The organism is Solwaraspora sp. WMMD1047 (assembly GCF_029626155.1).
Classification (GTDB): domain Bacteria; phylum Actinomycetota; class Actinomycetes; order Mycobacteriales; family Micromonosporaceae; genus WMMD1047.
On record NZ_JARUBL010000001.1, the window covers coordinates 6,341,282 to 6,367,419 of the forward strand.

At 71.1% G+C, this 26,138-nt stretch carries 22 protein-coding genes and 1 pseudogene; 8 read left to right on the plus strand and 15 right to left on the minus strand.

The genetic code is table 11. The annotated features are described in order from the left end of the window. Positions 1-467: 467 nt before the first annotated feature. Positions 468-1,391 (minus strand): annotated as a pseudogene (locus O7627_RS29035) (serine/threonine-protein kinase); the annotation flags it as partial. Between the two features lie 91 nt (positions 1,392-1,482). Here O7627_RS29035 and O7627_RS29040 point away from each other — a divergent pair. The 3 genes from O7627_RS29040 (at position 1,483) to mycP (ending at position 4,648) form a co-directional block, all read left to right on the plus strand. Further along, complete coding sequence (locus tag O7627_RS29040; RefSeq protein WP_278096637.1) at positions 1,483-1,701, plus strand: acyl-CoA carboxylase subunit epsilon; 219 nt, start codon at positions 1,483-1,485, stop codon at positions 1,699-1,701. A gap of 99 nt (positions 1,702-1,800) precedes the next feature. Continuing rightward, on the plus strand, positions 1,801-2,214 hold the full coding sequence (locus O7627_RS29045; RefSeq protein ID WP_278096638.1) for a hypothetical protein: 414 nt from the start codon (positions 1,801-1,803) through the stop codon (positions 2,212-2,214). A gap of 1,312 nt (positions 2,215-3,526) precedes the next feature. Continuing rightward, entirely contained in the window at positions 3,527-4,648 is a 1,122-nt protein-coding gene (gene mycP / locus O7627_RS29050; RefSeq protein WP_278096639.1) for a type VII secretion-associated serine protease mycosin, read from the plus strand. Between the two features lie 320 nt (positions 4,649-4,968). Here the strand turns inward: mycP and O7627_RS29055 are convergent, their stop codons facing one another. Continuing rightward, positions 4,969-6,363: an IS4 family transposase gene (locus O7627_RS29055; RefSeq protein WP_278091547.1), complete on the minus strand. Its 1,395-nt coding sequence runs from the start codon at positions 6,361-6,363 to the stop codon at positions 4,969-4,971. Positions 6,364-6,794: 431 nt separating this feature from the next. On the opposite strand from O7627_RS29055, the gene O7627_RS29060 reads away from it, so the two are divergent. Then, positions 6,795-7,424 (plus strand): Maf family protein, encoded by a 630-nt coding sequence (locus O7627_RS29060; protein ID WP_278096640.1) that lies wholly within the window; start codon positions 6,795-6,797, stop codon positions 7,422-7,424. A 223-nt stretch (positions 7,425-7,647) separates the two neighbouring features. Then, positions 7,648-8,301, plus strand: a complete 654-nt coding sequence (locus O7627_RS29065) for an O-methyltransferase (protein ID WP_278096641.1) — start codon at positions 7,648-7,650, stop codon at positions 8,299-8,301. Positions 8,302-8,397: 96 nt separating this feature from the next. On the opposite strand, the gene O7627_RS29070 is transcribed toward O7627_RS29065, so the two are convergent. From O7627_RS29070 to O7627_RS29080, 3 genes are all read right to left on the minus strand, one after another. After that, positions 8,398-9,162, minus strand: coding sequence for an ABC transporter permease (locus O7627_RS29070; RefSeq protein WP_278096642.1), 765 nt, complete (start codon positions 9,160-9,162; stop codon positions 8,398-8,400). A 21-nt stretch (positions 9,163-9,183) separates the two neighbouring features. Beyond that, positions 9,184-10,140, minus strand: a complete 957-nt coding sequence (locus tag O7627_RS29075) for an ATP-binding cassette domain-containing protein (protein ID WP_278096643.1) — start codon at positions 10,138-10,140, stop codon at positions 9,184-9,186. A gap of 120 nt (positions 10,141-10,260) precedes the next feature. After that, entirely contained in the window at positions 10,261-10,884 is a 624-nt protein-coding gene (locus tag O7627_RS29080; RefSeq protein WP_278096644.1) for a PadR family transcriptional regulator, read from the minus strand. Positions 10,885-11,012: 128 nt separating this feature from the next. Between O7627_RS29080 and O7627_RS29085 the strand changes: the two genes are divergently transcribed. Next, positions 11,013-12,779: a biotin carboxylase N-terminal domain-containing protein gene (locus O7627_RS29085; RefSeq protein ID WP_278096645.1), complete on the plus strand. Its 1,767-nt coding sequence runs from the start codon at positions 11,013-11,015 to the stop codon at positions 12,777-12,779. Positions 12,780-12,819: 40 nt separating this feature from the next. Next, on the plus strand, positions 12,820-14,259 hold the full coding sequence (locus tag O7627_RS29090; RefSeq protein WP_278096646.1) for a GuaB1 family IMP dehydrogenase-related protein: 1,440 nt from the start codon (positions 12,820-12,822) through the stop codon (positions 14,257-14,259). A 13-nt stretch (positions 14,260-14,272) separates the two neighbouring features. Here O7627_RS29090 and O7627_RS29095 read toward each other — a convergent pair whose 3' ends face one another. From O7627_RS29095 to O7627_RS29120, 6 genes are all read right to left on the minus strand, one after another. Further along, positions 14,273-15,136: a transglutaminase family protein gene (locus tag O7627_RS29095; RefSeq protein WP_278096647.1), complete on the minus strand. Its 864-nt coding sequence runs from the start codon at positions 15,134-15,136 to the stop codon at positions 14,273-14,275. Next, positions 15,133-16,089 carry an alpha-E domain-containing protein gene (locus O7627_RS29100; protein WP_278096648.1) on the minus strand — a complete coding sequence of 319 codons (957 nt, stop codon included), beginning with the start codon at positions 16,087-16,089 and terminating at the stop codon, positions 15,133-15,135. Before O7627_RS29100 ends, O7627_RS29095 begins: the two co-directional genes overlap by 4 nt. Beyond that, entirely contained in the window at positions 16,083-17,726 is a 1,644-nt protein-coding gene (locus O7627_RS29105) for a circularly permuted type 2 ATP-grasp protein (RefSeq protein WP_278096649.1), read from the minus strand. Before O7627_RS29105 ends, O7627_RS29100 begins: the two co-directional genes overlap by 7 nt. Before the next feature lie 256 nt (positions 17,727-17,982). Continuing rightward, positions 17,983-19,011, minus strand: a complete 1,029-nt coding sequence (locus tag O7627_RS29110; RefSeq protein ID WP_278096650.1) for a sodium:calcium symporter — start codon at positions 19,009-19,011, stop codon at positions 17,983-17,985. 227 nt (positions 19,012-19,238) lie between these two features. Continuing rightward, the gene (locus O7627_RS29115) at positions 19,239-20,495 is read right to left on the minus strand and encodes a S8 family peptidase (protein WP_278096651.1); all 1,257 of its coding nucleotides are present in this window, start codon (positions 20,493-20,495) and stop codon (positions 19,239-19,241) included. A gap of 117 nt (positions 20,496-20,612) precedes the next feature. Then, complete coding sequence (locus O7627_RS29120) at positions 20,613-22,016, minus strand: NAD(P)H-quinone dehydrogenase (RefSeq protein WP_278096652.1); 1,404 nt, start codon at positions 22,014-22,016, stop codon at positions 20,613-20,615. Between the two features lie 105 nt (positions 22,017-22,121). Here O7627_RS29120 and O7627_RS29125 point away from each other — a divergent pair, with 105 nt between their 5' ends. Next, entirely contained in the window at positions 22,122-22,577 is a 456-nt protein-coding gene (locus O7627_RS29125; RefSeq protein ID WP_278096653.1) for a gamma-glutamylcyclotransferase, read from the plus strand. A gap of 46 nt (positions 22,578-22,623) precedes the next feature. Here O7627_RS29125 and O7627_RS29130 read toward each other — a convergent pair whose 3' ends face one another. The 4 genes from O7627_RS29130 to O7627_RS29145 form a co-directional block, all read right to left on the minus strand. Continuing rightward, positions 22,624-23,589: a GNAT family N-acetyltransferase gene (locus O7627_RS29130; protein WP_278096654.1), complete on the minus strand. Its 966-nt coding sequence runs from the start codon at positions 23,587-23,589 to the stop codon at positions 22,624-22,626. Positions 23,590-23,638: 49 nt separating this feature from the next. After that, positions 23,639-24,391 carry a hypothetical protein gene (locus O7627_RS29135; protein WP_278096655.1) on the minus strand — a complete coding sequence of 251 codons (753 nt, stop codon included), beginning with the start codon at positions 24,389-24,391 and terminating at the stop codon, positions 23,639-23,641. A gap of 152 nt (positions 24,392-24,543) precedes the next feature. Further along, positions 24,544-25,482, minus strand: a complete 939-nt coding sequence (locus tag O7627_RS29140) for a hypothetical protein (protein WP_278096656.1) — start codon at positions 25,480-25,482, stop codon at positions 24,544-24,546. 18 nt (positions 25,483-25,500) lie between these two features. Next, positions 25,501-26,130 carry an MBL fold metallo-hydrolase gene (locus tag O7627_RS29145; RefSeq protein ID WP_278096657.1) on the minus strand — a complete coding sequence of 210 codons (630 nt, stop codon included), beginning with the start codon at positions 26,128-26,130 and terminating at the stop codon, positions 25,501-25,503. Positions 26,131-26,138 lie beyond the last annotated feature (8 nt).

The window sequence follows — 26,138 nt, forward strand, 5'->3', positions numbered from 1 at the left end:
GGCACCGGACAGGCGGACCGCGCGGCCGGTTCCTGGTCTGCCGGCTCCTGCTCGGTCGGTCCCTGATCATCCGGAGCCTCGTCGGCTGGCGGCGGCGCTACGGACTGTTCGGCCGAGGACTCCTCGATCGGCGGCGATGCCGTAGCCGACGACCGGGTTGGAGCGTTCTCGGGTGCCGGGGCACCCGGCTGCTCCGGGACCTGCACCGACGGCTCAGCGGCTGGCGGGGCCGCGGCTGACGAGGAGCGGGGCGGGGCGGGCGGGGCCGCGGCTGACGAGGAGCGGGGCGGGGCGGGCGGGGCCGCGGCTGACGAGGAGCGGGGCGGGGCGGGCGGGGCCGCGGCTGACGAGGAGCGGGGCGGGGCGGGCGTCACCAACTCTGTCACGTCGGTGGACGGCGCCGAAGGTGCGGGAGGCGCCGGAGGTACGGGCGGCGGCACGGGAGGAGCCGAGGCGCGGTCCTGGGGCGGACGTTGGGCGGGGAGCGGCACGATCTTCGTACGCTCCGGTCGTGGACCGTGCGGGCTTGGGCGGCGTACCCCGTCGAGAAGTGACAGCCCTGGACGCGAGCGGCGACCCGCCGCGCGGCGAAGGAGCCGCTCGGCGGTCGCGGCGTCGATCCGGCTCGCCGGATCCTTGCGCAGCAGGCCGTTCAGGACGGCCTTGAGCGGTCCGGCGCGCTTCGACGGCGGCACCTGCTCGGTGGCGAGCGCCGCCAGCGTGGCGATCGCCGACGACCGGGCGAACGGGGACTGCCCCTCGACGGCCGCGTAGAGCGTCGCGCCCAGCGACCAGAGATCCCCCTCCGGGCCGGCCGTGCCGTCCCGGGCCCGCTCCGGCGCGATGTACGCGGGCGAGCCGAGCACCAGGCCGGTCCGGGTGACGTTCGGGTCGCCCGGCACGGTGGCCAGGCCGAAGTCCGTCAACACCACCCGGCCGTCCTCGCCGAGCAGCACGTTGCCCGGCTTCACGTCGCGGTGCATCACCCCGGACCGGTGCGCCGCCTTCAGCGCACCGAGCACGCCGAGGCCGATCTCGGCCGCCCGGGTCGAGGAGACCGGCCCGTCGGTGGCCAGCGTGTCCTGCAACGAACGGGACGGCACGTACTCCATGACGATCCACGGATCGGCGTGCGTCCGGAGCACATCGAAGATGCGTACGACATTGATGTTGTTCAACCGGGCGATGGCCCGCGCCTCACGCAACGAACGCTCGCGCATCTCCCGGCGCTCGTCGGTGGTCAACCCCGGCGGCGGCACCAGTTCCTTGATCGCCACGTCGCGGTGCAGCACCTCGTCGCGGGCCTTCCATACCCGACCCATGCCGCCCTGACCGAGCGGCTCCATGAGCCGGTATCGGTCCGCGACAAGGTTGGGGAGGCCCTCAGACATCCCGTGGACCGTACCCGGAGTGGACCATGGTCACACTCGCGGCACGCCATTGTGAGACGTCCGTCAAGCGACACCGTCGTACTCTCGTCACATGCCAGCTGAACAGGAACCGGTGTTTCGCGTGGTCCGGGGCGTACCGACGGCGCAGGAACTGGCGGCGCTCGTCGGCGTACTCGGAACGCGGCGTCCCACCGCTCGGACCGCGCCCCCTGCCGTCTCCACCTGGGCACGCTCGGCCCGCCCCGGCTGGTCGAGGATGCCCGCCCGGGCGTGCCCCGACGCCTGGCGGTCGTCGGGACTGCCACGCTGAGCGACCATCCACAGCCCGTGGTTGCGGGGCTGCGGGTGGTGGCTGCGACCCACTAACCTCACTGTGGGGAAGCGCGCTGTGACACCTGGGGAGATGTCGATGGCTGTTCCTGCGGAAGACCGAGCACCGGCCTGGCTGACGGAGTACGGCGGCAGCATCGAAGCCGACATCACGCGGATGGAGGAGTTCGCCGCCGCCCTCGACGCCGAGGTCAAGAACCGCTACATCCCGCACATGCAACTAGTGCAGGAAGACATGCTCGTCGAGCTTCCGCCTCCGCTGGACACCTTCCCCGAGCTCTACACGTTCCTGCAGACCCACCAGGTCGCCCAACAGAGCACCTCCGACATCGTCTACACCGTCGCCGACGCGACCGGCGGATTCGCGTACGCCGCCCAGAAGGTCAGCGCCGCCTACGGCGAAGCCGACGCCTTCGCGGCCGCCCAAGCGGCGGAGATCGAGGCGGCCCTCGACGAAACCAAGGCCGCCCGACCACCGGCCGGAGAACACTGATGCGTACGGCCGACGGCGGCGGCTACGGCGGCCACTGGTCCAGGCAGAACGTCAAGGGACTCTGGCCGATGCTGGAGAACCAGGGCACCGACGCCCACTGGCGACACGTCGCCGGCTGGCGGAAGGCGTACGAGCTGACGGCGCAGCACCTGGCCCGAATGAAGCGCTACCGTGAGGGCCTGGTCGCAGCCTGGCCACCGGAGCGCAGCGCCGCCTCCCGGACGTATGTCGAACGGCTCGACTTCCTCATCGACACCGTCCAACGGACACACGACACCGCGGTAGCCAACTACGAGACGTTCCGGGCCGCGACGCTCGCGATCGGCGCCTCGCGCCGCGAACTGAAGGACATCTACGACAGGTACGTCGCGACGGAGCGCATCAAGCACGAACATGACGCGCGGTTGGCGGCCAATCCGGCGGCCCGAGGCACCGATCGCCCCCCGGTCACCGACCAGGATCTCGCCGCCCTGAACCGAAACGCCCAAACCGTCATGTCCCGCCTCAGCAACGAACTCTCCCTAGCCCAGGTCCGCATCCAACAACCACCTGCGTACAAGCAGCGGCCATACGTTGAAGAACCCTCGGCTCCAACAGCCGGAGGACAGTCCGACTCCGGACCGCCGCTGCTGCCACCGATCGTCCCGCTGTCCTCAAGAGGACAGCATTCAGGTCCATCGACGACCAAAGCACTCCAGACTCGGTCTTCAGCATCCCTAAAGGTCCATAAACCTGGACCAGTCCTTGGAAGTAGTTCCGCTGTCCCTAATCCGCGGCCCATCGGGGCACCAGAGGTCACCGGCTCGCCAGCACGCACGACGCGAACCGACATAATCGGCGGAACTCGGATGCCAGGCGCCATCGGATCTGGACGACATGACGGCACTGTCATCAGGCGTAGCTCAACTCCGCTAGGCGACCCGCACGACGGAATTCAGAAGTCCGGACAAAGCGCTCCCACCAGAACACCCTTGGCAGGCGGACTAATCGGCGGAGTCCCCACGTTTGGACAAGCCGCGAGAGGCCCCCAGGCAGGACAGCGAGTTAACCCGGTAGGAGGTGTCATCAGCAGCGATCCGGGAGGTTTTCCCACAAGAATTGAGTACCAGGCCCAATCCAGCATGAGGCCGGGCCGGGGTTCCGGGCACAGCCCTGAAGATCTTCAGCGCCCAAGACAGTTGCATGAACAGGAGAATTGCCCCGGCTGGGACTCACACGATCCCTGGGGAGTCAGTCCGGGAGTTGATCCCGTAGTCCTACCACCCAAAGAGTCGAGACAAGTAAATCCGGGACCGGTAATTGGCGCAGATTCATGAGGCGTCGACTTTTTCTAGCCATCAATATATTACCTCTGACGGCGGCACTACTCTTGCCCAGTCCAGGGGTTCTAAAGTCTAACGAAGTTCGTGAACAACAGTGGCACTTAAACAGCCTTGCCGTCACCGATGCCCATAAGATCAGCCGGGGGCAAGGAGTTCTTGTCGCCGTAATAGACACCGGCGTTGATCCACACCCAGACCTGGTGGGAAATCTGCAACCAGGAACCGACGTTTATAAGGGCGGAACCGGTGACGGGCGAATTGACGGAGACCCCAATGGACACGGCACAGCCATGGCCGGACTAATAGCTTCACATGGAACCGCGCCTGGGGACGGCACTTTAGGAATCGCACCGGAAGCGGCAATACTGCCCATTCGCGACTCGCGCCAACGAGAGGAGGGATCGCCGGACGATTTAGCAAAAGGGATTGAGTGGGCAGTCTCCAAAAACGCAGCCATAATTAGCATATCGTCGAGCGGGACTTCGAGCCCCGCGCTCCGCAGCGCAATAGAAAGTGCGATCAAGGCTGACACCGTTGTGATTGCGAGCGCAGGCAACAAGCCGGCACACTATCTAATCGGATTCCCTGCCGCCATTGACGGCGTTGTGGCAGTTGGGGCAGTCGACAGAAACGGCCTACGGGCCACAATATCCGTTTCGGGACGGGAACTAGATATATCAGCACCCGGGGTGGAAATATTCAGCACAAGAAAGAATGGTGGCTACGCCGAAGGCACTGGCACCTCGCCCGCTGCTGCTATTGTTGCTGGGGCGGCTGCGCTTGTGCGTAGTCGGTTTCCTGAGTTGTCGGCTCAGGAGGTGGTGCACCGGCTTACCTATACAGCCGTCGATAAGGGAGCGCCGGGTCGGGATGACGAGTACGGGCACGGCGTGCTCAATCTCGTGGCGGCTCTGACGGCCGATGTGCCGCCACTAAATGGCACCGCCACGCCTCGGGCCACCCCTCCTTCGACGCCAGCTGATTCGGCGCAACCCAAGGAGGAACCGGGCGACGCGGTCCGGTCTGTTCTCGTCTCGCTCCTCGGTGTCGGTCTGGCAGTCGGGTTGCTGGTTCTCGGCTACCGTCGCCACCGTCGCCGCAACCCGCTGTGAACGACTGAGCCACGCGGGCAGGCGGAGGAAGACTGCGAAATAGGTAGGTCCGGCGACAGCCGAGGAAGCCAAAGCCCCTAGCCTGAGCCCACATGCTGCCAATCTGGTAGTTCACGCAGATCTGCCGCAAAGTAACGAGCACGCCCCCAGAGCAATATGCTGCTCAAGCTATATACCATCGGGTCATAATTATGACTCGGTGGAATATTGCTTACCAGGTCTATCGCCTCAATCCGCTTGGCGCAGCGCTCAGGATCGAGCAGCCCACGGAACGCCGACGTTGAGACGCTGCGTTGTCGCTAGGGCGCAATGCCAGGAAGTTAAGTGCTTTCCGGGCCGGGTTTGGTGAGGTTGGTGGTGTAGGTGGCTGTGGTTGATGCTGGTTCGGTTCGTTTCTTGCCGCGGTAGGGCGAGGTAGGGCGTTTGACCGCTCGGGGGCTGGAGCGTGACCGGCGTGGGCCGGTCTGATCGTCTAGGAGTTCGTCAGCGACCGTGATCAGTGCGCTGGTGAGGTCCCGGCTGGTGGTGATCGCGGTGTTGATGACGTGTCGACGTGCCAGGCGTAGGCAGGTCAGGAACGGTAGTCGGTCGGGGTCGAGGTGATGCTCGGCGGCGGTCGTGGTGATCAGGTCCCGTAACGCTTGGTAGACGATGAGATGAGCCCACATCTCCTGCCGGACACCGGTGGGATCGTGGGAACGTAGTACGACCTTCGACCCTCGCTGGTGGGTCTTGAGGTTCTGGTAGCTGTTCTCTGTTTCCCAGCGTTGGTGGTAGCAGTCGATCAGCTGTCCCGCGGTGATGTCCTGCGGGCAGAGTAGGTTGGTGACCAGCCGGTACCGCTCGGTCCGGCATGCCGTCACGCCGTGTCGGTTGGTGGTGGCGACCGTGACGGTGTACTCGATCACCCGGACGGTGATGACCGGTTCGGTGCCCCGCCGCCGCCCTGGTGGGGGTTTGATGACTGATATCCAAGATCCATCTGGCAGTGCCCTTACCACGGGCAGGTGGCGGTTGGACTTCATCCGCCAGAGCAGTCCTGCGCCGGTGGCCTCCGCTGCCCGCCACAGGTCATAGCCGTGAAAGTTCCGGTCAGCGACGAGCAGCATGTCTTCCCGTAGCAGGGGAAGCAGGGCGCGGGCCTGGACCATTTCCGCTTCGCGGCCGAACGACGCACCGATGACCGCATGCGTGCCACACTCGATCAACGTCAACAGCCACAGCCGTGGGTAGCCCGCCGTGTTGCCACCGCCACCCGCATCACGACCAAAAGCGGCCTCATTGGCGGGACTGTCGGCCGTCTGCAGCTTGGTGCCGTCCCAGGCCACGACCCGCCGTCCGGCCACGAACACGCCGGGCATGCCCGGCTCGCCCCGCGCCCCGGCCACCCGCTCGAACAGATATCTCAGAGGCGCCTCCCCCAACCGCTGACGGGCCTGAGAAAACGCCGAGGTGGTAGGGGTGATCCTGGCCAACGCGGGCCAGCCCGAAACCAGCAACCGCCACACCTGCCGGTAGCCGTCCGTACTGAACAGGCACATCGCCAACACAAACAACACCACCACCCGAGCCGGCAGCAGACGTACCCGCCGCTGAGTGACTCCGGTCGCCGCTACCGCCTCATCGATGAGCTCTCGCGGCACCGACTGTGACAGCACGCCCAGCCCGATGTGTTGCCACGCGGCGCCCGCACCAAGCCGCGGCAACGCATCCATGGAAGAATCCCCGGACAACGAAGCTCCTGTATGAATTTAGATCTTGGTCGATCCACGTTCTACAGGAGCTTCGTCTTATTCAGGCACGTGACACACCCTTAACTTCCTGGCATTGCGCTAGGGCGACCACAGATCGTCTCAACACCTTGCTGGGAAGCATCGAGGGTGCGGGCAGGGTTGATGGGGCACTTATGGGTCTGGTCGCCCGGTGGTGGGTTGGGTAGCTCCCAGATAACTACGAAGCGCCTCAAGCGAGCGAGTGGTTATCGCAGGTGGTGCCTGGTGCGGTGCCCGTGAAGACCGAGCGCGAGGCAGGAGAACTGAGTGCGGGACCGCGCGAGGTCGGACCGCGCGACGTCGGGCCGCGCTAGGGCGGAGTGCGCTAGGTGGGAGTGCGTGCTCGGTGGGGGGCGCGGGTAGCGTGGGTCGGCGTGCGTACGACGGAACGACCCAAACTGATTTTGGCCTCGGCGAGTCCGGCCCGGCTCAAGCTCCTCCGGTCCGCTGGTATCCAGCCCGATGTCATCGTCAGCGGCGTGGACGAAGAGGCGATCACCGTCGAGCGGGCCGACGAGTTGTGCCTCACCCTGGCGCGGCTGAAGGCGGATGCGGTTGTCGATCGGGTCGGGGCGGCGAGTGGTCCCGGCACGCTGGTGCTCGGGTGCGATTCGGTGCTTGAGTTCGACGGCGAGGTGCTGGGCAAGCCGGCGAGCGCGGCGGATGCCGCCCGGCGTTGGCAGCGGATGCGTGGGCGTAGTGGGGTCCTGCACACCGGGCACAGCCTCGTCGACGTGTCCGCCGGGCAGCGGGCCGATGCCGCCACCACGACGGTGGTGCACTTCGCCGAGGTCACCGACGCGGAGGTCGCCGCCTACGTCGCCAGCGGCGAGCCGATGCAGGTGGCGGGGGCGTTCACCATCGACGGGATCGGCGGCCCGTTCGTCGACCGGATCGAGGGCGACCACGGAACGGTGGTCGGGGTATCCCTGCCCCGGCTGCGGCTGCTCCTCGCCGAGCTGGGGTTCACCATCACCGACCTCTGGTCCGGAACGCCGGCCTAGCCGGGACTCCGACGCCTAGCCGGGACTCCGACGCCGCTGAACCGCGGTACCCGGTTCAGGGGGATCGACAACGTCCTGGGCGATGATCGTGGCGCATCCAGCCCTCACGAACAGCCCGCACGCAACGGCTCGATGCGCCACGATCACGGATCGAAGAGCCGGGGAGCGGGGAGTCGGGGAGCCAAGAGCCGGGGAGCGGGGGGGTCGGGTTAGCGTTCGGGGTATGACGAAGTCGCTGCTGCCGCTGACCGACGAACTGCACGATTACCTCGTTGCCCACGGGTCGACGCCGGACGAGATCGCGCGGGAGCTGATCGAGGAGACCGAGGCCGTCCTGCCCGACGTGGTGAACATGCAGATCGCCCCGGAACAGGCGGCTTTCCTGACCATGGTGACGCAGATGGTGGGGGTGCGGCAGGCGGTGGAGGTGGGCACCTTCACCGGACTGTCCTCGCTGGCCATCGCCCGGGGGATGGCGCCCGAGGGGCGGCTGATCTGTCTGGACATCTCGGACGAGTACACCGCGATCGCCCGCCGTTACTGGCAGCGGGCCGGGGTGGCCGACCGGATCGACCTGCGGATCGGTCAGGCACTCGACGAGCTGCGGAAGCTGCCCACCGAGCCGCACCTCGATCTGGCGTTCATCGACGCGGACAAGACCAGCTACCCGCTGTACTGGGACGAGTTGGTGCCGAGGCTGCGGCCGGGCGGGGTGGTGCTCGTCGACAACACCCTCTGGTACGGCCGGGTGCTCGCCCCGGTCAGCGAGGACGACCGGGCGGTGGTGGCGTTCAACGACCGGGTCCTCGACGACGAGCGGGTGGACCTGGTGCTGCTGCCGATCGGCGACGGCGTGACGCTCGCCCGGCGCCGCTGAGCCCGGCTGGCACCGCAAGAAGCCGAACCACCGCGAGAAGCCGAGCCACCGGCTGCCACCGCAGGCAGCGGCGGCAGCCGGCGAGAGCAAACAGCGTCAGCGGACGCTGCGGGCGAAGAGCCGGCCGGCCCAGATGACCGAGACCACCGCGAGCACCGTGGTGATCAGCAGCCCCTGCCAGACGACGTCCGCTCCGACGTTGCCGTCGAAGAGTGCCCGGGCGGCGTCGACCGTCCAGGCGAACGGGTTCCAGTCGGCGACCCGCCGCAGCCAGACCGGCGCGAACGCCAGCGGCAGCAGGATGCCGGAGAGCAGCAGGACCGGCTGGGCGACGGTGTTCATCACCGGGGCGAGGGCGTCCTCGCTCTTGACCACCAGCGCGACCCCGTACGACAGGGCGGAGGTCATCATCGCGATCAGGGCCAGCAGCAGGTACGCCAGCAGCAGGTAGCCGACCTGGACCCGGAGCCCGAAGAAGAGCCCGAGCCCGGTGATGATGACGGCCTGGACGAGCAGCGAGACCACGTCGCGCAGGGCCCGGCCGAGCAGCAGCGCCAGCCGGCTGATCGGGGTGACCCGGGCCCGTTCGATGACGCCGGCCCGCAGTTCGGCGATCAGGCCGAAGCCCTGGAACAGGCCGCCGAAGATGGCCAGCAGCACCAGCAGGCCGGGCACGAAGATCCGGTAGGTCTCGGCGTTCGTGGTGGCGCCCAGCGGGGCTAGGGCGGGCTTGAGCAGGGGCGCGAAGAGCAGCAGGTACATCACCGGCTGGAAGATGCCGACGAAGACCCAGATGGGGTTGCGCCAGAGCAGCAGGAGCTGCCGCTGGAAGATCAGCCAGGTGTCCCGGGCGAGTTTCATTGGATTCTCCTGATCAAGGGCTCAGGACTCGCGCAGCGAGCGGCCGGTCTTGGTGAGGAAGACGTCGTCGAGGCTGGGGCGGTGCAGCTCGATCGAGCTGAGGGTGACCCCGGCGGTGTCGAGGGTGCGCAGGATCTGCGGGATGGCGCGGGCGCCGTCGTCGACGAAGAGTCGCAGCCCGCCATCCTCGGGAGTCTCCAGCTTGGTGACGTACGCCTGGGCGTCGAGCGCCTGGGCGGCGCCGGCGGTGGCGCCGTCGATGCCGACCAGCACCACGTCGCCGGAGATCTCGCGCTTCAGCTCGGCGGGGGTGCCCTCGGCGACGACCTCGCCGTGGTCCATGATCGCGATCCGGTCGCAGAGAGCGTCGGCCTCGTCGAGGTAGTGGGTGGTGATGAAGACGGTCATCCCGTCGGCGCGCAGCCGCCGGACCTCGTCCCACATGTGGGCGCGGCTCTGCGGGTCGAGGCCGGTGGTCGGCTCGTCCAGGAAGACGATCTTCGGCTCGTGGATGATGCCGAGCGCGATGTCGACCCGGCGGCGCTGGCCGCCGGAGTAGGTCTTGCACTTGCGGTCGGCGTACTCGGTGAGTTCGAAGGCGGCCAGGGCGGCGGTGGCCCGGCGTTGCGCCTCGGCCTTGCTCATGCCGTACATCCGGGCCTGCAGCACCAGCTCCTCGCGGGCGGTGGACTCGTCCCAGGTGCTGCCGCCCTGGGCCACGTAGCCGATCCGGCGGCGGACCTCGGCCGGGTCGGTGCGCAGGTCGACGCCGGCCACCATGGCCACCCCGTCGTCGGGCTCGATGAGGGTGGCGAGCATCCGCAGGGTGGTGGTCTTGCCGGCGCCGTTCGGACCGAGGAAGCCGAAGATCTCGCCGGCCGAGACGACGAGGTCGACGCCGCGTACCGCCTCGACGGTCTTCTTCTCCTTGCCCTGCCGGGAGCTGAACGACTTCCGCAGGCCCTTGGTCTCGATCATCGCCGCTCCTGGTCAGTCTCGGTCGACAGGGAAACAGCCGACCACGGATCCCCCCGGGACCAGGCGTGACTCGCCCATCCCCGCATCTCGCCGAAGGCTAGCGCCGCCCGGACGGGTTAGTCAAACTTGATTAGTGCCATCTTGAGCATCAGCGGTCGGAAAACCCGCCCAGCCGTCTCCGGGAGCCATCCCAGCAGGCAGGTACGACACTCCCGACTCGACCCGCTCGGCGGTCCGCTCGCACCAGTCGATCTCGACCTCGGCGCGGGCCGCCGACAGCTCGATGAACCAGGTGACGTGCACCGGCTTGGCCCGCATCCACTCCGAGTCGACGGTCGCGCGCATGGAGTCGGCCTGCGCCCGCAGCAGCCGGGACCGGTTGCGCAGCGCGGCGGCGGCCTCCTCACGCGGCAGCGCCGGCAGGAACGAGATCGCCGCGGCGAACGGATCGGCCGGCTGGCGAAGCTCCCACCAGACCTGCCGCAGCAGCGTCTCGAACTCGTCCACCCCGGTCGGGGTGATCTCGTAGCTGGTCCGCGCCGGCCGGGACCCCACCTGTTCGGTCGAGACCGTCCGCAGCAGGCCCTCGTCGGCGAGCTTGCGCAGCGCGTGGTAGATCGAACCGGGCGCGACGTTGGCCCACCGGTCGGCACCCCAGCTCAGCAACTCCCGCCGCACGTCATAGCCGTGCACCGGTTGCATCCACTTGACCAGGCCGAGGATCATCATGCGGGTCGCCGACATGTTCGCCAGCCTATAAGCAAGTTTGAGTAGGCCCGGACACGCTGAGTGCGGCATCCCACAGCCGGCAAAAGACCAGGTCACCAGGGCTCGCCGATAGACTTGGCCCGCCCTGTTGGGGAGGGAGCAACGTGCGCAAGGTACTCATCGCCAACCGGGGCGAGATCGCGGTCCGGGTCATCCGGGCCTGCCGCGACGCCGGCCTGGGCAGCGTCGCCGTCTACGCCGACTCCGACCGGGACGCCGTGCACGCCCAGCTCGCCGACGAGGCGTACGCGCTGGGTGGCGACACGGCCGCCGACACCTACCTGCGGATCGACAAGCTGATCGACGTGGCCGCCCGGGCCGGCGCTGACGCCGTACACCCGGGTTATGGGTTTCTCTCGGAGAACGCCGACTTCGCCGCCGCCGTCATCGACGCGGGCCTGACCTGGATCGGCCCCAGCCCGCAGGCGATCCGCGACCTGGGCGACAAGGTGACCGCCCGGCACATCGCCGCCCGCGCCGGTGCCCCGCTGGTGCCCGGCACCCCAGACCCGGTCGGCGGCCCGGACGAGGTGCTCGCCTTCGCCATCGACCACGGCCTGCCGGTGGCGATCAAGGCCGCCTTCGGCGGCGGCGGGCGCGGCCTCAAGGTGGCCCGCACGATGGAGGAGATCCCGGCGCAGTTCGAGTCGGCCACCCGGGAGGCGGTCGCCGCCTTCGGCCGCGGCGAGTGCTTCGTGGAGCGTTACCTCGACCGGCCCCGGCACGTCGAGGCTCAGGTCCTGGCCGACCAGCACGGCAACGTGATCGTCGTCGGCACCCGGGACTGCTCGCTGCAGCGCCGGCACCAGAAGCTCGTCGAGGAGGCGCCCGCGCCGTTCCTCACCGACGCGCAGCGCGCCAAGCTCCACGACAGCGCCAAGGCGATCTGCCGGGAGGCCGGCTACCACGGCGCCGGCACGGTGGAATACCTGGTCGGCGCCGACGGGACCATCTCCTTTCTGGAGGTCAACACCCGGTTGCAGGTCGAGCACCCGGTCACCGAGGAGACCGCCGGCATCGACCTGGTCCGCGAGCAGTTCCGGATCGCCGACGGGGAGAAGCTGCGGCTGACCGCCGACCCGACACCGCGCGGCCACGCCATCGAGTTCCGGATCAACGGCGAGGACCCCGGCCGCGGCTTCCTGCCCGCCCCCGGCACCATCACCGCGCTGCGGCTGCCCACCGGCCCCGGGGTACGGGTCGACACCGGCATCTCGGCCGGCGACGTGATCGGCGGCAACTTCGACTCCCTGCTGGCCAAGGTGATCGTCACCGGCGAGACCCGGACCGAGGCGTTGCAGCGGGCCCGCCGCGCGCTGGCCGAGATGGTGGTCGACGGGATGGCCACCGCGCTCCCCTTCCACCGGCTGGTGGTCGACGACCCGGCCTTCACCGCCGAGCCGTTCACCGTGCACACCCGCTGGATCGAAACCGAGTTCGACAACACCGTGCCGCCGTTCACCGCAGCGGCCGCCGGCGCTGACGCGCCGGCCGGGCGCGAGTCCGTCGTGGTCGAGGTGGACGGCAAGCGGCTGGAGGTCAGCCTCCCCGCCGGCTTCCTCGCGGGTACGCACACCGCCTCCCCCGGGGCCGGCCAGACCGCCCGCCGACCGGGGCGGCGCAGCGGCGGCGCCCGGGGCGGCGGCGCGGCGGCCGGCGGCGACACGCTCGCCTCCCCGATGCAGGGCACCATCGTCAAGATCGCGGTCGCCGACGGTGACCAGGTGGCCGAGGGTGACCTGGTGGTGGTGCTGGAGGCGATGAAGATGGAGCAGCCGCTGCACGCCCACAAGGCCGGCACGGTGACCGGGCTGGCCGCCGAGGTCGGCGCCGTGATCACCGCCGGTTCCGCCATCTGCACGATCAGTTGAGAGCCCTGCCGGACGATCTACCAGCGGGCATGATGGCCCGGTGCGGTTTCTGACAGGCGCGGCCCCCGCGCACGACCTGACCTACAGCGACGTCTTCCTGACGCCGAGCCGCTCCGCGGTCACCTCCCGGCTCGACGTCGACCTGACCACCAGCGACGGCACCGGCACCACGATCCCGATCGTGGTCGCCAACATGACCGCGGTGGCCGGCCGCCGGATGGCCGAGACCGTCGCCCGGCGGGGTGCCCTGACGGTGCTTCCCCAGGACATTCCGATCGACGTGGTCGCCGAGGTGGTCGGCTGGGTGAAGCGGCGGCACCTGGTGCACGACACCGCCATCACGCTCGGCCCGACCGATACCGTCGGCGACGCCATCAACCTGCTGCCGAAGCGCTCGCACGGCGCGCTGGTGGTGGTCGATCCGGACGGCCGCCCGCTCGGGGTGGTCACCGAGGCGGACTGCCAGCGGGTCGACCGGTTCACCCAGCTCCGGCACGTGATGTCCACCGAACCGCAGACGGTGCCCGCCGAGGCCGACCCGCGGACCGGCTTCGACCTGCTGGCGCACGGCCGGCGGCGGATGGCGCCGGCGGTGGACGTCGAGGGGCGGCTGGTGGGCGTACTCACCCGGCAGGCGGCGTTGCGGGCCACCCTCTACCGGCCGGCGGTGGACGACAAGGGGCGGCTGCGGGTGGCCGCCGCCATCGGCATCAACGGCGACGTGGCCGCGAAGGCGTCCGCCCTGCTGGAGGCCGGCGTCGACACCCTGGTGGTGGACACCGCGCACGGCCACCAGGAACGGATGATCAACGCGTTGCGGGCGGTCCGGGCGCTGGACCCGCCGGTGCCGGTCGCCGCCGGCAACGTGGTCACCGCCGAGGGCGTACACGATCTGATCACGGCCGGCGCGGACATCGTCAAGGTCGGCGTCGGACCCGGCGCGATGTGCACCACCCGGATGATGACCGGGGTGGGCCGGCCGCAGTTCTCCGCCGTCCTGGACTGCGCCCGCGCCGCCACCCGGGCCGGCGGACGGATCTGGGCCGACGGCGGGGTCCGGCACCCGCGCGACATCGCGCTCGCGCTCGCCGCCGGCGCCGCGAACGTCATGATCGGCTCGTGGTTCGCCGGCACCTACGAGTCGCCCGGCGACCTCTACACCGACGCCGACGGGCGCCGCTACAAGGAGAGCTTCGGGATGGCGTCGTCCCGGGCGGTGAGCGCCCGCACCGCCGAGGACAGCCCGTTCGACCGGGCCCGCAAGGCGGTCTTCGAGGAGGGCATCTCGTCGGCCCGGATGTACCTGGACCCGGACCGGCCCGGGGTGGAGGACCTGCTCGACGAGATCGTCGCCGGGGTACGCAGCGCCTGCACCTACGCCGGGGCGGCCGACCTGCGGCAGTTCCAGGAGCGGGCCGTGGTCGGGGTGCAGACCCCGGCCGGCTACACCGAGGGCCGGCCACTGCCGACGAGCTGGTGAGCCCCGCCCCCGCTCAGCGCAGCCTGGTGATGGCCACCTCGACGCCCTGGCCGGTGTTCTTCGGGCCGGCATAGACCCCCTTCAGCGGCGGGACGTCGCCGTACTCCCTTCCCCGGCCGACCACCACGTGCCGCTCGCCGACCGGGACCCCGTTCGTCGGGTCGAACGCGGTCCAGCGGCCGACCCACCACTCCACCCAGGCGTGGCTCTGCCCGACGATGCTCTCGCCGATCTCGGCCGACGGCCGCGGATGCAGGTAACCGGAGACGTACCGGGCCGGGATGCCCATCGTCCGCAGCAGCCCCACCACCAGGTGGCTGATGTCCTGGCAGACCCCCTTGCGCTGGCGCCAGGCGTGCACCGCGTCGGTCTGCACGCCGGTGGAGCCCGACGCGTAGGTCACCTCCTCGCGGACCCGCTGGCAGGTCGCCATCGCGGCCGCGTGCGGGGTCGGGTGGCCGCCCTTCAGCTGCCCGGCCAGCTCGGTCAGCTCGTCGTCCAGGGCGGTCCGGGAGGTGGGCAGCAGCAGTTCGTGCCAGCGGTCGACGTTGTCCGGCACGGCAAGATCTGACCAGCCCGCCCCCTCCGACGGGCCGAGCAGATCGCCGGCCGGCAGCGTCTCCACCGTAGCGGCCGCCGTCACCTGCAGCTCCTCGTGCGGGCTGTGCAGGTCGAAAGCGGTGACCACGGTGCCCCAGTAGTCCTCGTACCGGTAGGTGCGGGCCGGCGGCCACACCTCCACCCGGGCCTCCAGCACCGCCTGGCGGGCCTCGTTGCGGGGCGACATCCGGGCCTCGTTGTACGAGGAGGCGACCTTGCCCCCGTACGTGAAGCCGGTCTGGTGTTTGATCTTCAACCGCCAACTCGACACGCTCACGCGACCGCCTCCGGAAGCCAGGCGACCGCCTTGGTCTGCCGAAAGTAGCGGCGCGACACCGCGTCGTTCACCTGGGAGCAGGTCCGCTCCAGGCTGGTCAGCACCGCGCCGAGGTCGTCGAGGAGTTCGTCGGCGCCCCGGAACTCCAGACTGGTCCGGGCCCGGCCGACGATCCGCTGGGCGTCGGTGGCCACCCCGGCCCGGCCACCGGACTGGGCCGGGCCGGTGGGCGGCTCCAGCTCGGCCAGGCAGCTCTCGGCCCGGGACAGCGCCGCGAACACCGACCGCGGGAAGAGCCGGTCCAGCAGCAGGAACTCGGCCGCGTGCCGGTCGTCCAGCGACCCCCGGTAGGTGCGCAGGAAGGTCTCCCAGGCGCCGCAGGAGCGCAGCAGGGTCAGCCAGGACGGGATGCTGCCGCCGGCGCGCACGTGGGTGGAGAGCAGCCGGGCGGTCATGTCGACCCGCTCCACGCTGCGGCCCAGCACCAGGAAGAGCCAGCCCTCGTCCCGGCTCATGGTGGCGTCGGCGAGCCCGGCCAGCACCGCGCAGCGCTCCCGCACCCACCGGAAGAACGCGTGTACGCCCTGCTGTTCGACCCGGCGCCGGGCGTGTGGCAGGCCGTGCCAGGTGGAGTTCAGGCACTCCCACATCTCCGCGGAAACGGTCTCCCGGGCGCCCCGGGCGTTCTCCCGGGCGGCCCGCAGCGAACCGACCACCGAGCTGGGGTTGGCCTCGTCGAGGGCGAGCAGCCCGACCACCCGGGCCGCCGAGACGGGCCGCTCCGGCGGCGGCACCCCCATCACGGCGAGCAGCGACCGGCAGGCGGTCTCCTCGTCCACCCACGGGTCGGCGAGCATCCGGTGCAGGTGCACGTCGAGGATGCGGGCGGTGTCCTCGGCCCGCTCGACGTACCGGCCGATCCAGTAGAGCGACTCGGCGATCCGGCTCAGCATCCGCGCCCCTCCCCCAGCCGGGCGGCCTGCTGCTGTTGCTGCTGCTGGGCGGTCTCGGTGCCGGCACCCGGCCCGGGATCGGGGCTGCGCGGGGCGGGCACCGGGACGGCGCCCCGCTGGTCCGGGTCGGGGCCGATGGCCAGGTCGGCCAGGTCGTCGGCGCGCTCGCCCACCGGCGCCAGGTCGATCGGCTCGGCCGGGGCCGGCGCGGCGGCCAGGATCCAGGTGTCCTTCGAGCCGCCCCCCTGGCTGGAGTTGACCACCAGGGCGCCCTCCGGCAGCGCCACCCGGGTCAGGCCGCCGGGCAGCACGGTGACCCGTTCGCCGTCGTTGACCGCGAACGGCCGCAGGTCCACGTGCCGGGCCCGCAGCCGGTTGCCGACCAGCGTCGGCACCATCGACAGCGCCACCTCGCGCTGCGCGATCCAGCCGCGCGGGTCGGCCCGGACCCGCTCCCGGAGCCGGTCCAGCTCCTCCTCGCCGGCCTGGGAGCCGATCACGATGCCGGCGCCGCCGGAGCCGTCCACCGGCTTGAGCACCAGCTCGTGGCAGTGCGCCAGCGCGTATTCCAGGGCGTCCGGGTCCTCCAGCCGGTAGGTCTCGACGTTCGGCAGGATCGGCTCCTCGTTCAGGTAGTAGCGGACCAGCTCCGGCACGTAGGTGTAGAGCAGCTTGTCGTCGGCGACCCCGTTGCCGACCGCGTTGGCGATGGTGACCCGGCCGGCGCGGGCGGCGTTGAGCAGGCCGGCCACCCCGATCACCGAGTCGGCCCGGAAGTGCACCGGGTCGAGGAAGTCGTCGTCGATGCGCCGGTAGATCACGTCCACCCGCTGCTCGCCGCCCGTGGTCCGCATGGCGACCTCGTTACCCACGCAGACCAGGTCCCGACCCTCGACCAGCTCGACGCCCATCTCCCGGGCCAGCAGGGCGTGCTCGAAGTAGGCCGAGTTGTGCACGCCGGGGGTCAACACCACCACCGTGGGGTCCGCGACCCCGACCGGCGCCGCGGCCCGCAGCGCCCGCAGCAACTGCGCCGGGTACGACTCGACGGGCTGGATCCGGGTGGCGGCGAAGACCTCGGGCAGCACGTGCGCCATCGCGCGCCGGTTCTCCATCACGTAGCTGACCCCGGACGGCACCCGGACGTTGTCCTCCAGCACCCGGAAGGCGCCCTGCTCGTCGCGGACCAGATCGACCCCGGCGACGTGCACGCGTACCCCGTTGTGGGGGTTGATGCCGGCGGCCGCGCGGTGGAAGTGCGCGCTGGTGACCACGAGCCGGCGGGGCACCACCCCGTCGGCGAGGACCTGGCCGGCGCCGTAGATGTCGGCCAGGAACGCCTCCAGGGTGCGGACCCGCTGGGCGACCCCGGCCTCCACGGTGCGCCACTGGTCGGCGGCGATGATGCGCGGCACGATGTCGAGCGGGAACGGCCGCTCGACGCCCTTGAGCGCGAAGGTGATGCCCTGGTCGAGGAAGGCGCTGGCCAGCACCTCGGCCCGGATGCCCAGCTCGGCGCTGGAGAGCGGCTGCAGCGTCGCGTAGAGCGCTTCGTACGTCTCCCGCGGCATGCCGGCCTCGCCGAACATCTCGTCCCACCCGGGGCCGAGGCGGTAGTCCTCGAACAAGTCCGCCATGGCCTGACGTTACGCCGATTCCGTTGCCGGCGGGTAACGGACAACCACCTGTTGATCACCTGTCCCCCGCCGATCCCGCAGGCCACCGCGGCTTCGCATCGACATCGAAGGATCTGCCGGGCGGGCGAGGTGGTGGACCGCCGGGACGGGACCTCCCGGCGGTCCGGCGGCGAACCGGCACCGCCGGGAACGGGGGACCCTACGGTTCACGGCTCGCGCCGCCGACAACGGTACGCGGTCCACGGGTCGGCACCGATCAAACTCCCCGGATCAGCAGTAGCGCGACGGTGCCGAGGTAGATCAGCGGGATGGCCACCCCTTCGAAGCCGATGCCACGACGTTCCCGCAGGATCAGACCGGCCGCCAGCGTCGCCGTCAGCAGCGTGGTGGAGCCGGTGAGCAACAGTCCCGCCGACGCCGCGTCGGAGTAGATCGACCCGGGGCGGTACGCGGCGTCCGCCAGGAAGATCATCAGAGAGTCGAACGCGTTTCCGCCGAGGATGTTGCCGATCCCCAGGGTCAGCGCGCCGATCCGGACCGCCGCGATCAGGGTGACCAGCTCCGGCAGCGAGGTGATCGCGGTGGTCACGGTGAATCCGACGAATCCACTCGGCAGGCCGGTCGCCGCGACGAGTCCCAGGCCGCCCTGGCCGATCAGGTAGCCGGTGCCGGCGACCACCGCGGCGAGCGCCGCCAGCCGCAGCCACAGCCGGGTGGTGCTGGCCCCGCTCGGCGAGTCGTCGGCGGGGACGTCCTCCCGGGTGTCCTCGGTCTGCCGGGCCAGCCACATCGGTTCCTGCCGCAACCGACGTAGCAGGAAGAGACCGTAGAGGTAGATGACCGGGATCAGCAGGCTCGCCGGGTGCACCCAGAGGATCCGCAGGGTCGGCGTCGCGTACGCGACGACCGGCAGGCAGAGCAGCGCCACCAGCACCAGCGCCTGCATGACGTTCTCCAGCGACGCGGCCGCGTGCTCGATGTTCGACCGCCGGTAGAGCAGGTCCGCGATCGCCAGCCACACCGTCTGGACGGCGATCCCGCCGATCGGGTTGGCCAACGCGAACTCGGCGTCACCCTGGAGACCGCCGACGATCGTGGTGCCGATGCCCGGCAGCGACGTCACCGCGCCGAGCAGCAGCGCGCCGGCAACCGCCTCGCCCATGCCGGTCCGGTCGGCGAGTTCGTCGGCCGTGCCGGCCAGGGCCCTGCCGGCGAAGACGATCGCGACGAGCGCCACGAGAAGGGCCAGCAGGCTCGGCAGCAGCGGCCAGGTGCCGGCCGTCATCGGAGCGCACCCACCTGGTCACGGACCGTCCGCGGGGTGGCGGGTGGGAGCTCGGTGAGTGCGATCATGCGACGGGGTCGTACCCCGTCCGCCGGGGGCGGAACACCCGCGGGAAGTCGATGTGGCGCCGGTCACAGACCGTGCCGGGGCGACGATCCCGCCGCTCGGCGGAGCCCCGGCCGGCGGCATGACGAGCAGTCAGCTCCGGCCGGGACCCTGCCTCCGGATCAATCAGCGGCTGCCCGCTGGTTCGCGTACAGCAGCAGGTTCGGTGCACCCTGCGGGTCGGTCACCAGGTCCGGAGTGGCGTTGCCGAGCAGCGCGGCCGTGACCTGGTCGGGGGTGTCGGTGGGGTGGGCCGCCAGGTGCAGGGCGGCCACCCCGGCCACGTGCGGGGCGGCCATCGAGGTGCCGCTCGCGACCAGAGTGCCGGTGTCGGAGCCGTTGCTGAGCGAGGTGATGTCGACGCCCGGCGCGAACAGGTCCACGCAGCCGCCCCGGTTCGAGAAGTAGGCCCGGGAGTCCGCGCGGTCGACGGCGGCGACGGTGACGGCGGCCGGCAGCCGGGCCGGCGAGAAGCGGCACGCGTCGGTGCCGTAGTTCCCCGCCGCCACCACGTAGCTGACGCCGGTGGCGATGGACTTGGAGATCGCCGCGTCCAGGACCGGGTCGGCCACCCCGCCGAGGCTCATGTTCGCCACCGCCGGGCCGGCGGCGTTGGCGGTGACCCAGTCCACGCCGGCCACCACGCTGCCCATGGTGGTGAACGAGGAGCAGCCGAAGACCCGTACCGGCACCAGTTTCACCTCTTTTGCCACGCCGTAGGTGGCCGACCCGATCGTGCCGGCGACGTGGGTGCCGTGACCGATGCAGTCGGTGGTGTCGCGTCCGCCGGTCGCGTCGTACCCGGCGGCGACCCGGCCGCCGAAGTCCCGATGGCCGGCGCGGATGCCGCTGTCGATGACGTAGACGGTGACCTCGGCGCCGGTCTGGTCGTAGTGGTAGCTGTTGTCCAGCGGCAGGTTCCGCTGGTCGATCCGGTCCAGGCCCCAGGTCACCGGGTACTGGCTGGCCGCCAGGCCGACCCGCTGGTCCGGGACGAGGTAGGCCACCGCGGGGTCGTTACGCAGCGTCTCGACCTGGTCGGGGGTCAGGGTGGCGGCGTAGCCGTTGAGCGCGTGGCCGTACCGGTGGGTGACCTGCGCGCCGATCCTCGCCGCGCGGGTGGCGGCCGTCCGGGTCCGCGCCCGGTCCGGCGTGCCTTCGAGTACGACGAGATAGCTGCCGGGGATCGCGGTGCCACTGGCCGACAGCAGCGGCGCGGGCGGCTCGGCGGCGGCCGCCGAGCCGGGGGCCGCGACCACCACCGCGGCGGTGACGGCGATCGCGGCGACGGCGGCCAACCGGTGCCGCCACCAGGAACGAGGGTCCGGATGGCGATGGGGGTTCGGGCGGATCCGGGGGGTCGGGCGGGGTCTGGTCACGACGACGGGTTCCTCCTGACTGGAGCGCGGTCAGCCGGCGCGGCGGACGGGGCGCGGCCGACCGCGACCGGATGCATTCCAGTGATTGTCGTCGATATATGCGGCGGGTGGGGAAACTCACTGAAGTTCGTGGAGCATCAGTTGCCGGGCGGCCTCGGTGATCGAACCGGACAGCGACGGATAGATGGTGATGGTCTGGGCGAGGTGGTTGACCGTGAGGTTGTTCTCCACCGCCATGGTGATCGGCAGGATCAGCTCGCTGGCGTTCGGCGCCACCACCACGCCGCCGACGATCTGGCCGGTCGCCGGCCGGCAGAACAGCTTCACGAAGCCGTCGTGCAGATCGGCCATCTTGGCCCGCGCGTTGCCGGCCAGCGGCAGCATGATCGGCCGGGCCGGCGTCCGGCCCGAATCCGCCTCGTCCTGGGACACCCCGACGGTGGCCAGCTCCGGATCGGTGAAGACGTTCGCCGCGACGGTGCGCAGCCGCAGCGGCTGGACGGCCTCGCCGAGGGCGTGCCACATCGCGATCCGGCCCTGCATCGCGGCGACGCTGGCCAGCGGCAGCACGCCGGTGCAGTCACCGGCCGCGTAGATGCCCGGCACGTTGGTGCGGGAGACCCGGTCCACGGTGAGGTAGCCACCCGGGGCCACCTCGACGCCGTACTCGGTCAGGCCCAGCCCTTCGGTGTTGGGCACCGAGCCGACCGCCATCAGCGCATGGGTGCCGGTGACGACCCGCCCGTCGGCGAGCTCGACCTCGACCCCGTCGGCGGTCCGCCGGACCGAGTTGGCCCGGGAGTTGTTCAGGATGCTCATGCCGCGGGTGCGGAACACCCGCTCGATCGCGGTCGCCGCGTCGACGTCCTCGTGCGGCATCACCCGGTCCCGGCTGGAGACCAGCGTCACCTGCACCCCCATCGCCAGGTACGCGCTGGCGAACTCGGCGCCGGTCACCCCGGAACCGATCACGATCAGGTGCTCGGGCAGTTCGGGCAGGTCGTAGACCTGGCGCCAGTCCAGGATCCGCTCCCCGTCCGGGACGGCCGTCGGCAGCACCCGGGGGGTCGCGCCGGTGGCGAAGAGGACCGTGGACGCGTCGATCGAGTACTCAGAGTGACCATCGGTCGGGGTGATGACGACGCGATGGGTATGACCGAGCGTGTCGTCCCCGAGCCGGGCCCGCCCCGGCACGAAGGTCACCCCCGCTTTGATCAACTTGGCGTGGATGTCGGCGGACTGGGCCAGCGCGAGCCGCTTGACCCGGCCGTGCACCGCCGCCGCGTCGACGCTCACCGACGTCAGCCCGGCCGAGCGCACCCCGAACTCCTCGGTGTCCCGGCATCCGGTCATCACCTCCGAACTGGCGATGAAGGTCTTCGAGGGCACACAGTCCTGGAGCACGCAGGCGCCGCCGGCGCCCTCGGCCTCCACGACGGTCACCTCGGCGTCCAACTGGGCGGCCACCAGGGCCGCCTCGTAGCCGGCCGGCCCGCCGCCGATGATCACGATCCGGCTCACAGTTCTCGCCCCTCCTCGATGCTCACAGTGACTTTCTTCTTCTCAGCTGTCCGACACGCACCGTCGTATTCTCCCCCACCCCCGTGTCGGGCTATCGTCATCGCCGTGCGTCATTACGCCGCGTACGGCTCAAACCTCGATCCCGCCCGGATGCGTGCCTACTGTCCGCATTCACCGATGGTGGGCACCGGCTGGCTGGAAGGCTGGCGGCTCACCTTCGCCGGTGAGGAAGTCATCGGCTGGGAGGGGGCGGTCACCACAATCGTCGAGTCGCCGGGCGACCGGGTCTTCGTCGCACTCTACGACGTGCACCCGTGGGACGCCGCGCAACTCGACGAGGTCGAGGGGGTGGTCGCGGGCACCTACCGCAAGCTCCACGTCCGGGTGGTCACCCTGGACGGTGAGGTCACCGCCTGGGTCTTCGTCTTCACCGGGTACGAGGGCGGGCTGCCCACCGCGTGGTACCTCTCCGAGATCGCCAACGCGGCCGAGAAGGCCGGCGCACCGGACGACTACGTCGCCGAGCTGCGGTCCCGGCCGACCCGGACCGCCTCCGCCTGACCCCTGCGCGACGACGGCGGACCGGTCCCGCCGTCGTCGGCCCGCGTCAGTGGGCGGCCTGGACCGACCGCTCGAAGATGTCCGCCTCGTACTGCGGGGTCATCCCGACGGCCCGGTACAGGTGGACCGCCTCGGTCGGATTGCTCAGATCCACGCCGAGCCCGGCGTAGGCGCGTCCCCGCGCGGCATAGCCGGCGAACGCGTGCCGGAGCAGCGCCGCGCCCACCCCGCGCCGCCGGTGCCCGGCCAGGACCGCGAGGTTGCGGACCCAACCCTCGTTGGCGTCCAGCGACTGGTCCGAGGACTGCAGCACTCCGGCTGGCTCACCGTCCACCTCGGCCACGTACCACTCGTCCCAGGGCACGCTCGGCAGGGCCGCGATCTCCGCCCGCCACCGCGGGTAGCTTCGCGGCGGATAGTCCGGGGTGTCCCGGAACGCCGTGTCGTAGACCCGGTGGAAGGTCCGCAGATCCTCCTCGTCGGCCGGCCGGACCGGCCGGATCCGCACCCCGGCCGGGGGTGCCGGCGGCTCGGCCGACACCCCGGCCAGCGACCGGCGCATCCGGGCGTACCGCTTGACGAAGGCGAACCCCGCCGCCCGCAGGGTGTCGATCCACCGCTGCTCGGTCGGGACCGCCCCGGCCCGCACGGTCAGCCGGTCGAGCCCGGCCTGGGCGGCCCGCTCGGCCACCCGGGCGAGCTGTCCGGCCAGCAGCGGGGCCAGCGCCGGGTGGCCGCGCTCCGGATGCGCGTACACCTCGACGAACTCCTGGTCGCCCCGGCCGGGTTTGTCCAGATAGGCCCAGCCGACCACCTCACCGGCCGGGTCCACCGCCAACCACGAGTCGCGGTCCGGGTCGAAGTTCGGTGCGGCGAGGACCTCCCGTACCTCCTCGATGCTGAAGTCCGGCTCGCCCACGGCCGCGATGTCGCTGGCGTGCACCACGGCCAGGATCTGGGGGATGTCGGTCGGTCTCGGCCGGCGCGCGGTCCAGCCAGCGGGAAGCTCCACGCCGTGCATTGAACCCCGGCGCGCGCCGGGCCGCCTCCCAATATCGCGCTCAGTCCCCGACCGGCACCACCCGGTCGGCCTCGGCGGCCTTGACCAGCAGCTGGGCCAGCTCCATCCGCTCGTCCGGATCGAGTACGGCGAAGGCCCGGCCGGCGATCCCGTCGGTAACCGCCTCCGCCCAGTGCCACCGGCGCAGCAGCGGACCGACCGGCGGGTACGGCGGTTGCCAGCCGTAGGCCACCGCGCCCGGTTCGCCCTCCGGCCCGGCGATGATGGCCTCCAGCGGGCTCATCCCGCTGGCCCGCACGGCGAGCAGGTGGGCCGCGGCGAAGTGTTCGCGGAGCAGGTGCAGCAGGACCGCCAGCCGGGCCCCGGGCGCGTCGTCCGGAATCGGCATCGCCCGCCAGGCGGCGAAGAGCGGCATGCCGGTGGGGTCGGCGGCTGCGACCACCCGCTCGGTCAGCTCGGCGAGCCGGCGTACGCCCGGCGAGTGGGCCAGGTGTTCGGCTCCCCACCGGCAGCACTCGGTGAGGCTGATCACGGCCACCTCGCCGGGCATCGCCACCCGCCGGGCGGCCTCCCAGCCGTCGGCGACCGCCTCCGGCGCGATGAAGCCCATCGTCGCGGCGACGGTCTCGGTCCGCACGTCGCCGAGGGCACCGGCCCGGCCGGCGATGTGGAAGGCCCACCCGGACAGCCCCATCAACCGGGCTCGGCGCAGCGTGTGCGGGCACTCGATGAACGCGCCGCCGAGCTCCAGCACCCAGGGCTTCGCGGCGCTGGCGGCCTGTTCAGGGGTCAACGACGCCGCCCTCTCCGCAGCTGGCGCCCGCCGGGTCGGTTGGGCGCTTTCCGACTTCATGAGAAAGTCTGCCCGTTCGAACCGCCCCCCGGACACCCCGAAGCGGCCAATCCCTCACCCGCTGTCCGTCCCGGCCGTCCCGACCAGCCCGGTCAGGGCGTCTGGTCGTCGTCCGGGAGGGCCTCGGCGGCGGCCTGTGCCTCGCCGACGTGTCGGCGGGCGGCCACCACGGACCGTTCGGCGGCCTTACGGGCCAACCGCCGCCGGCTCAACTCGGCCTCGGCGGCGGCCCGGGCGCGTTCCAGGGCGGCCAGTTCCGCCTCAATGCCGGCCAAGGCGTCGGCGCCGTCGCGTTCGGCCGCCACCGACTCGGTCAGCTCCGCCTCGGCCTGCGCCTGTCGGTCGCGGGCGCCGTCGAGTTCGCGCCGCAGCGCGCGCCGCCGCACCCGCAGTGCCGCCGCCGAGTCGGCGCGTTCGGCCGGCGGCGATCCGGCCGGCCGGGGCCGGCCCGGTACACCCGGGTCGCGGCCGGACCCGGCCGGCCGGACGGCGGCCTCGTCGAGTTCGCCCGCGCCGCCGGTGACCAGCCGGAGCTGCGGTCTGGGCACCTCGCCGAAGCCGGCGTAGCTGGTCGCCCGGAGCAGCCGCCCGGTCCGTACCTGCTCGGCGACGGTCTCGTCCGACAGCGCCGCGTTCAGGGTCGCCTCCACCTCGGCCAGCGGGAGCTTCCCGGCCGACAGCGCCGGATCGGCCTCCCGGGCGAGGGCGCGCACTTCGGCGACCAGCGCGTTCACCGCCCCCCGGCGCTGCCCGGACAGCTCGCGGAGCCGGGGTCCGGCCAGTTCCCGCTGCGCCGACCGCAGCGCGGCCGAGAGGTCGACCAGGTCGGCGACGAGTTGCGGCCGGCGCAGCGCCAGCAGGTTCACCAGCCAGGCGGCCACGGTGGGCTTGCGGAGCCGGCCGATCTCGCGGGCGGCGGCGGTGTCACCGGCGGCGCGGGCGGCGGCCACCGCCTCGGCGCGGGCGGCGACGAACCCGTCCGGGGGCGCGGTGTAGAGCCGGTCGACGAGTTCCCGGGAGACCGCTGCCATCTTCTCCACCATCGAGGTTCAGTTGACCTGCGAGCCGGATTCCAGGCGGGCGTAGTCGCAGCCGGCGAGGCGGCTCATCAGGCCGTCGGTGACGCTGTGGCCGGCGTCGTTGAGCAGGCCGTCGTGCAGGGCGAAGGCGCGCCGGGGGGCGACCGCGCGGACGAAGTCGACGGACTCGGCCAGCCGCAGCCAGGGCGCCGAGACCGGCACGAAGAGGGTGTCGACCTGAACGCCCGCCGGCACGTCGAACGAGTCGCCCGGGTGGTAGATCTCGTCGTTGAGGAGGAACCCGAGATTGGGCACCCGGGGAATGTCCGGATGGATTTCCGCGTGCCAACCGCCGTAGGCCCGGACGTCGATGCCGGCGGCGGTGAACTCGTCGCCGGACTCCACCGCCGTCACCACCCCGGCCAGGGCGTCCAGTTTGGACACCACCGCCGGGTGGGTGTGCACCGTGACGGCCGGGCGCTTGCCGAGCGCGTCGGCGAGGGCGTCCACGTCCAGGTGGTCGGCGTGCTCGTGGGTCACCAGCACCGCGTCCACACCGTCGAGCGCGGCCCGCTCGGTGAAGGCACCGGGGTCGATGACCAGCACCGCACCATCATGCTCGACGCGTACGCAGGAATGGCCGAACTTGGTCAATCGCACCGTGACTC

What these genes read in the sequence shown, in the direction of transcription:
- O7627_RS29040 (WP_278096637.1), top strand. Translation starts at nt 1,483, where the DNA reads ATGCCAGCTGAACAGGAACCGGTGTTTCGCGTGGTCCGGGGCGTACCG.
- O7627_RS29045 (WP_278096638.1), top strand. Translation starts at nt 1,801, where the DNA reads ATGGCTGTTCCTGCGGAAGACCGAGCACCGGCCTGGCTGACGGAGTAC.
- mycP (WP_278096639.1), top strand. Translation starts at nt 3,527, where the DNA reads ATGAGGCGTCGACTTTTTCTAGCCATCAATATATTACCTCTGACGGCG.
- O7627_RS29055 (WP_278091547.1), bottom strand. Translation starts at nt 6,363, where the DNA reads ATGGATGCGTTGCCGCGGCTTGGTGCGGGCGCCGCGTGGCAACACATC.
- O7627_RS29065 (WP_278096641.1), top strand. Translation starts at nt 7,648, where the DNA reads ATGACGAAGTCGCTGCTGCCGCTGACCGACGAACTGCACGATTACCTC.
- O7627_RS29070 (WP_278096642.1), bottom strand. Translation starts at nt 9,162, where the DNA reads ATGAAACTCGCCCGGGACACCTGGCTGATCTTCCAGCGGCAGCTCCTG.
- O7627_RS29075 (WP_278096643.1), bottom strand. Translation starts at nt 10,140, where the DNA reads ATGATCGAGACCAAGGGCCTGCGGAAGTCGTTCAGCTCCCGGCAGGGC.
- O7627_RS29080 (WP_278096644.1), bottom strand. Translation starts at nt 10,884, where the DNA reads ATGTCGGCGACCCGCATGATGATCCTCGGCCTGGTCAAGTGGATGCAA.
- O7627_RS29100 (WP_278096648.1), bottom strand. Translation starts at nt 16,089, where the DNA reads ATGCTGAGCCGGATCGCCGAGTCGCTCTACTGGATCGGCCGGTACGTC.
- O7627_RS29105 (WP_278096649.1), bottom strand. Translation starts at nt 17,726, where the DNA reads ATGGCGGACTTGTTCGAGGACTACCGCCTCGGCCCCGGGTGGGACGAG.
- O7627_RS29110 (WP_278096650.1), bottom strand. Translation starts at nt 19,011, where the DNA reads ATGACGGCCGGCACCTGGCCGCTGCTGCCGAGCCTGCTGGCCCTTCTC.
- O7627_RS29140 (WP_278096656.1), bottom strand. Translation starts at nt 25,482, where the DNA reads ATGGCAGCGGTCTCCCGGGAACTCGTCGACCGGCTCTACACCGCGCCC.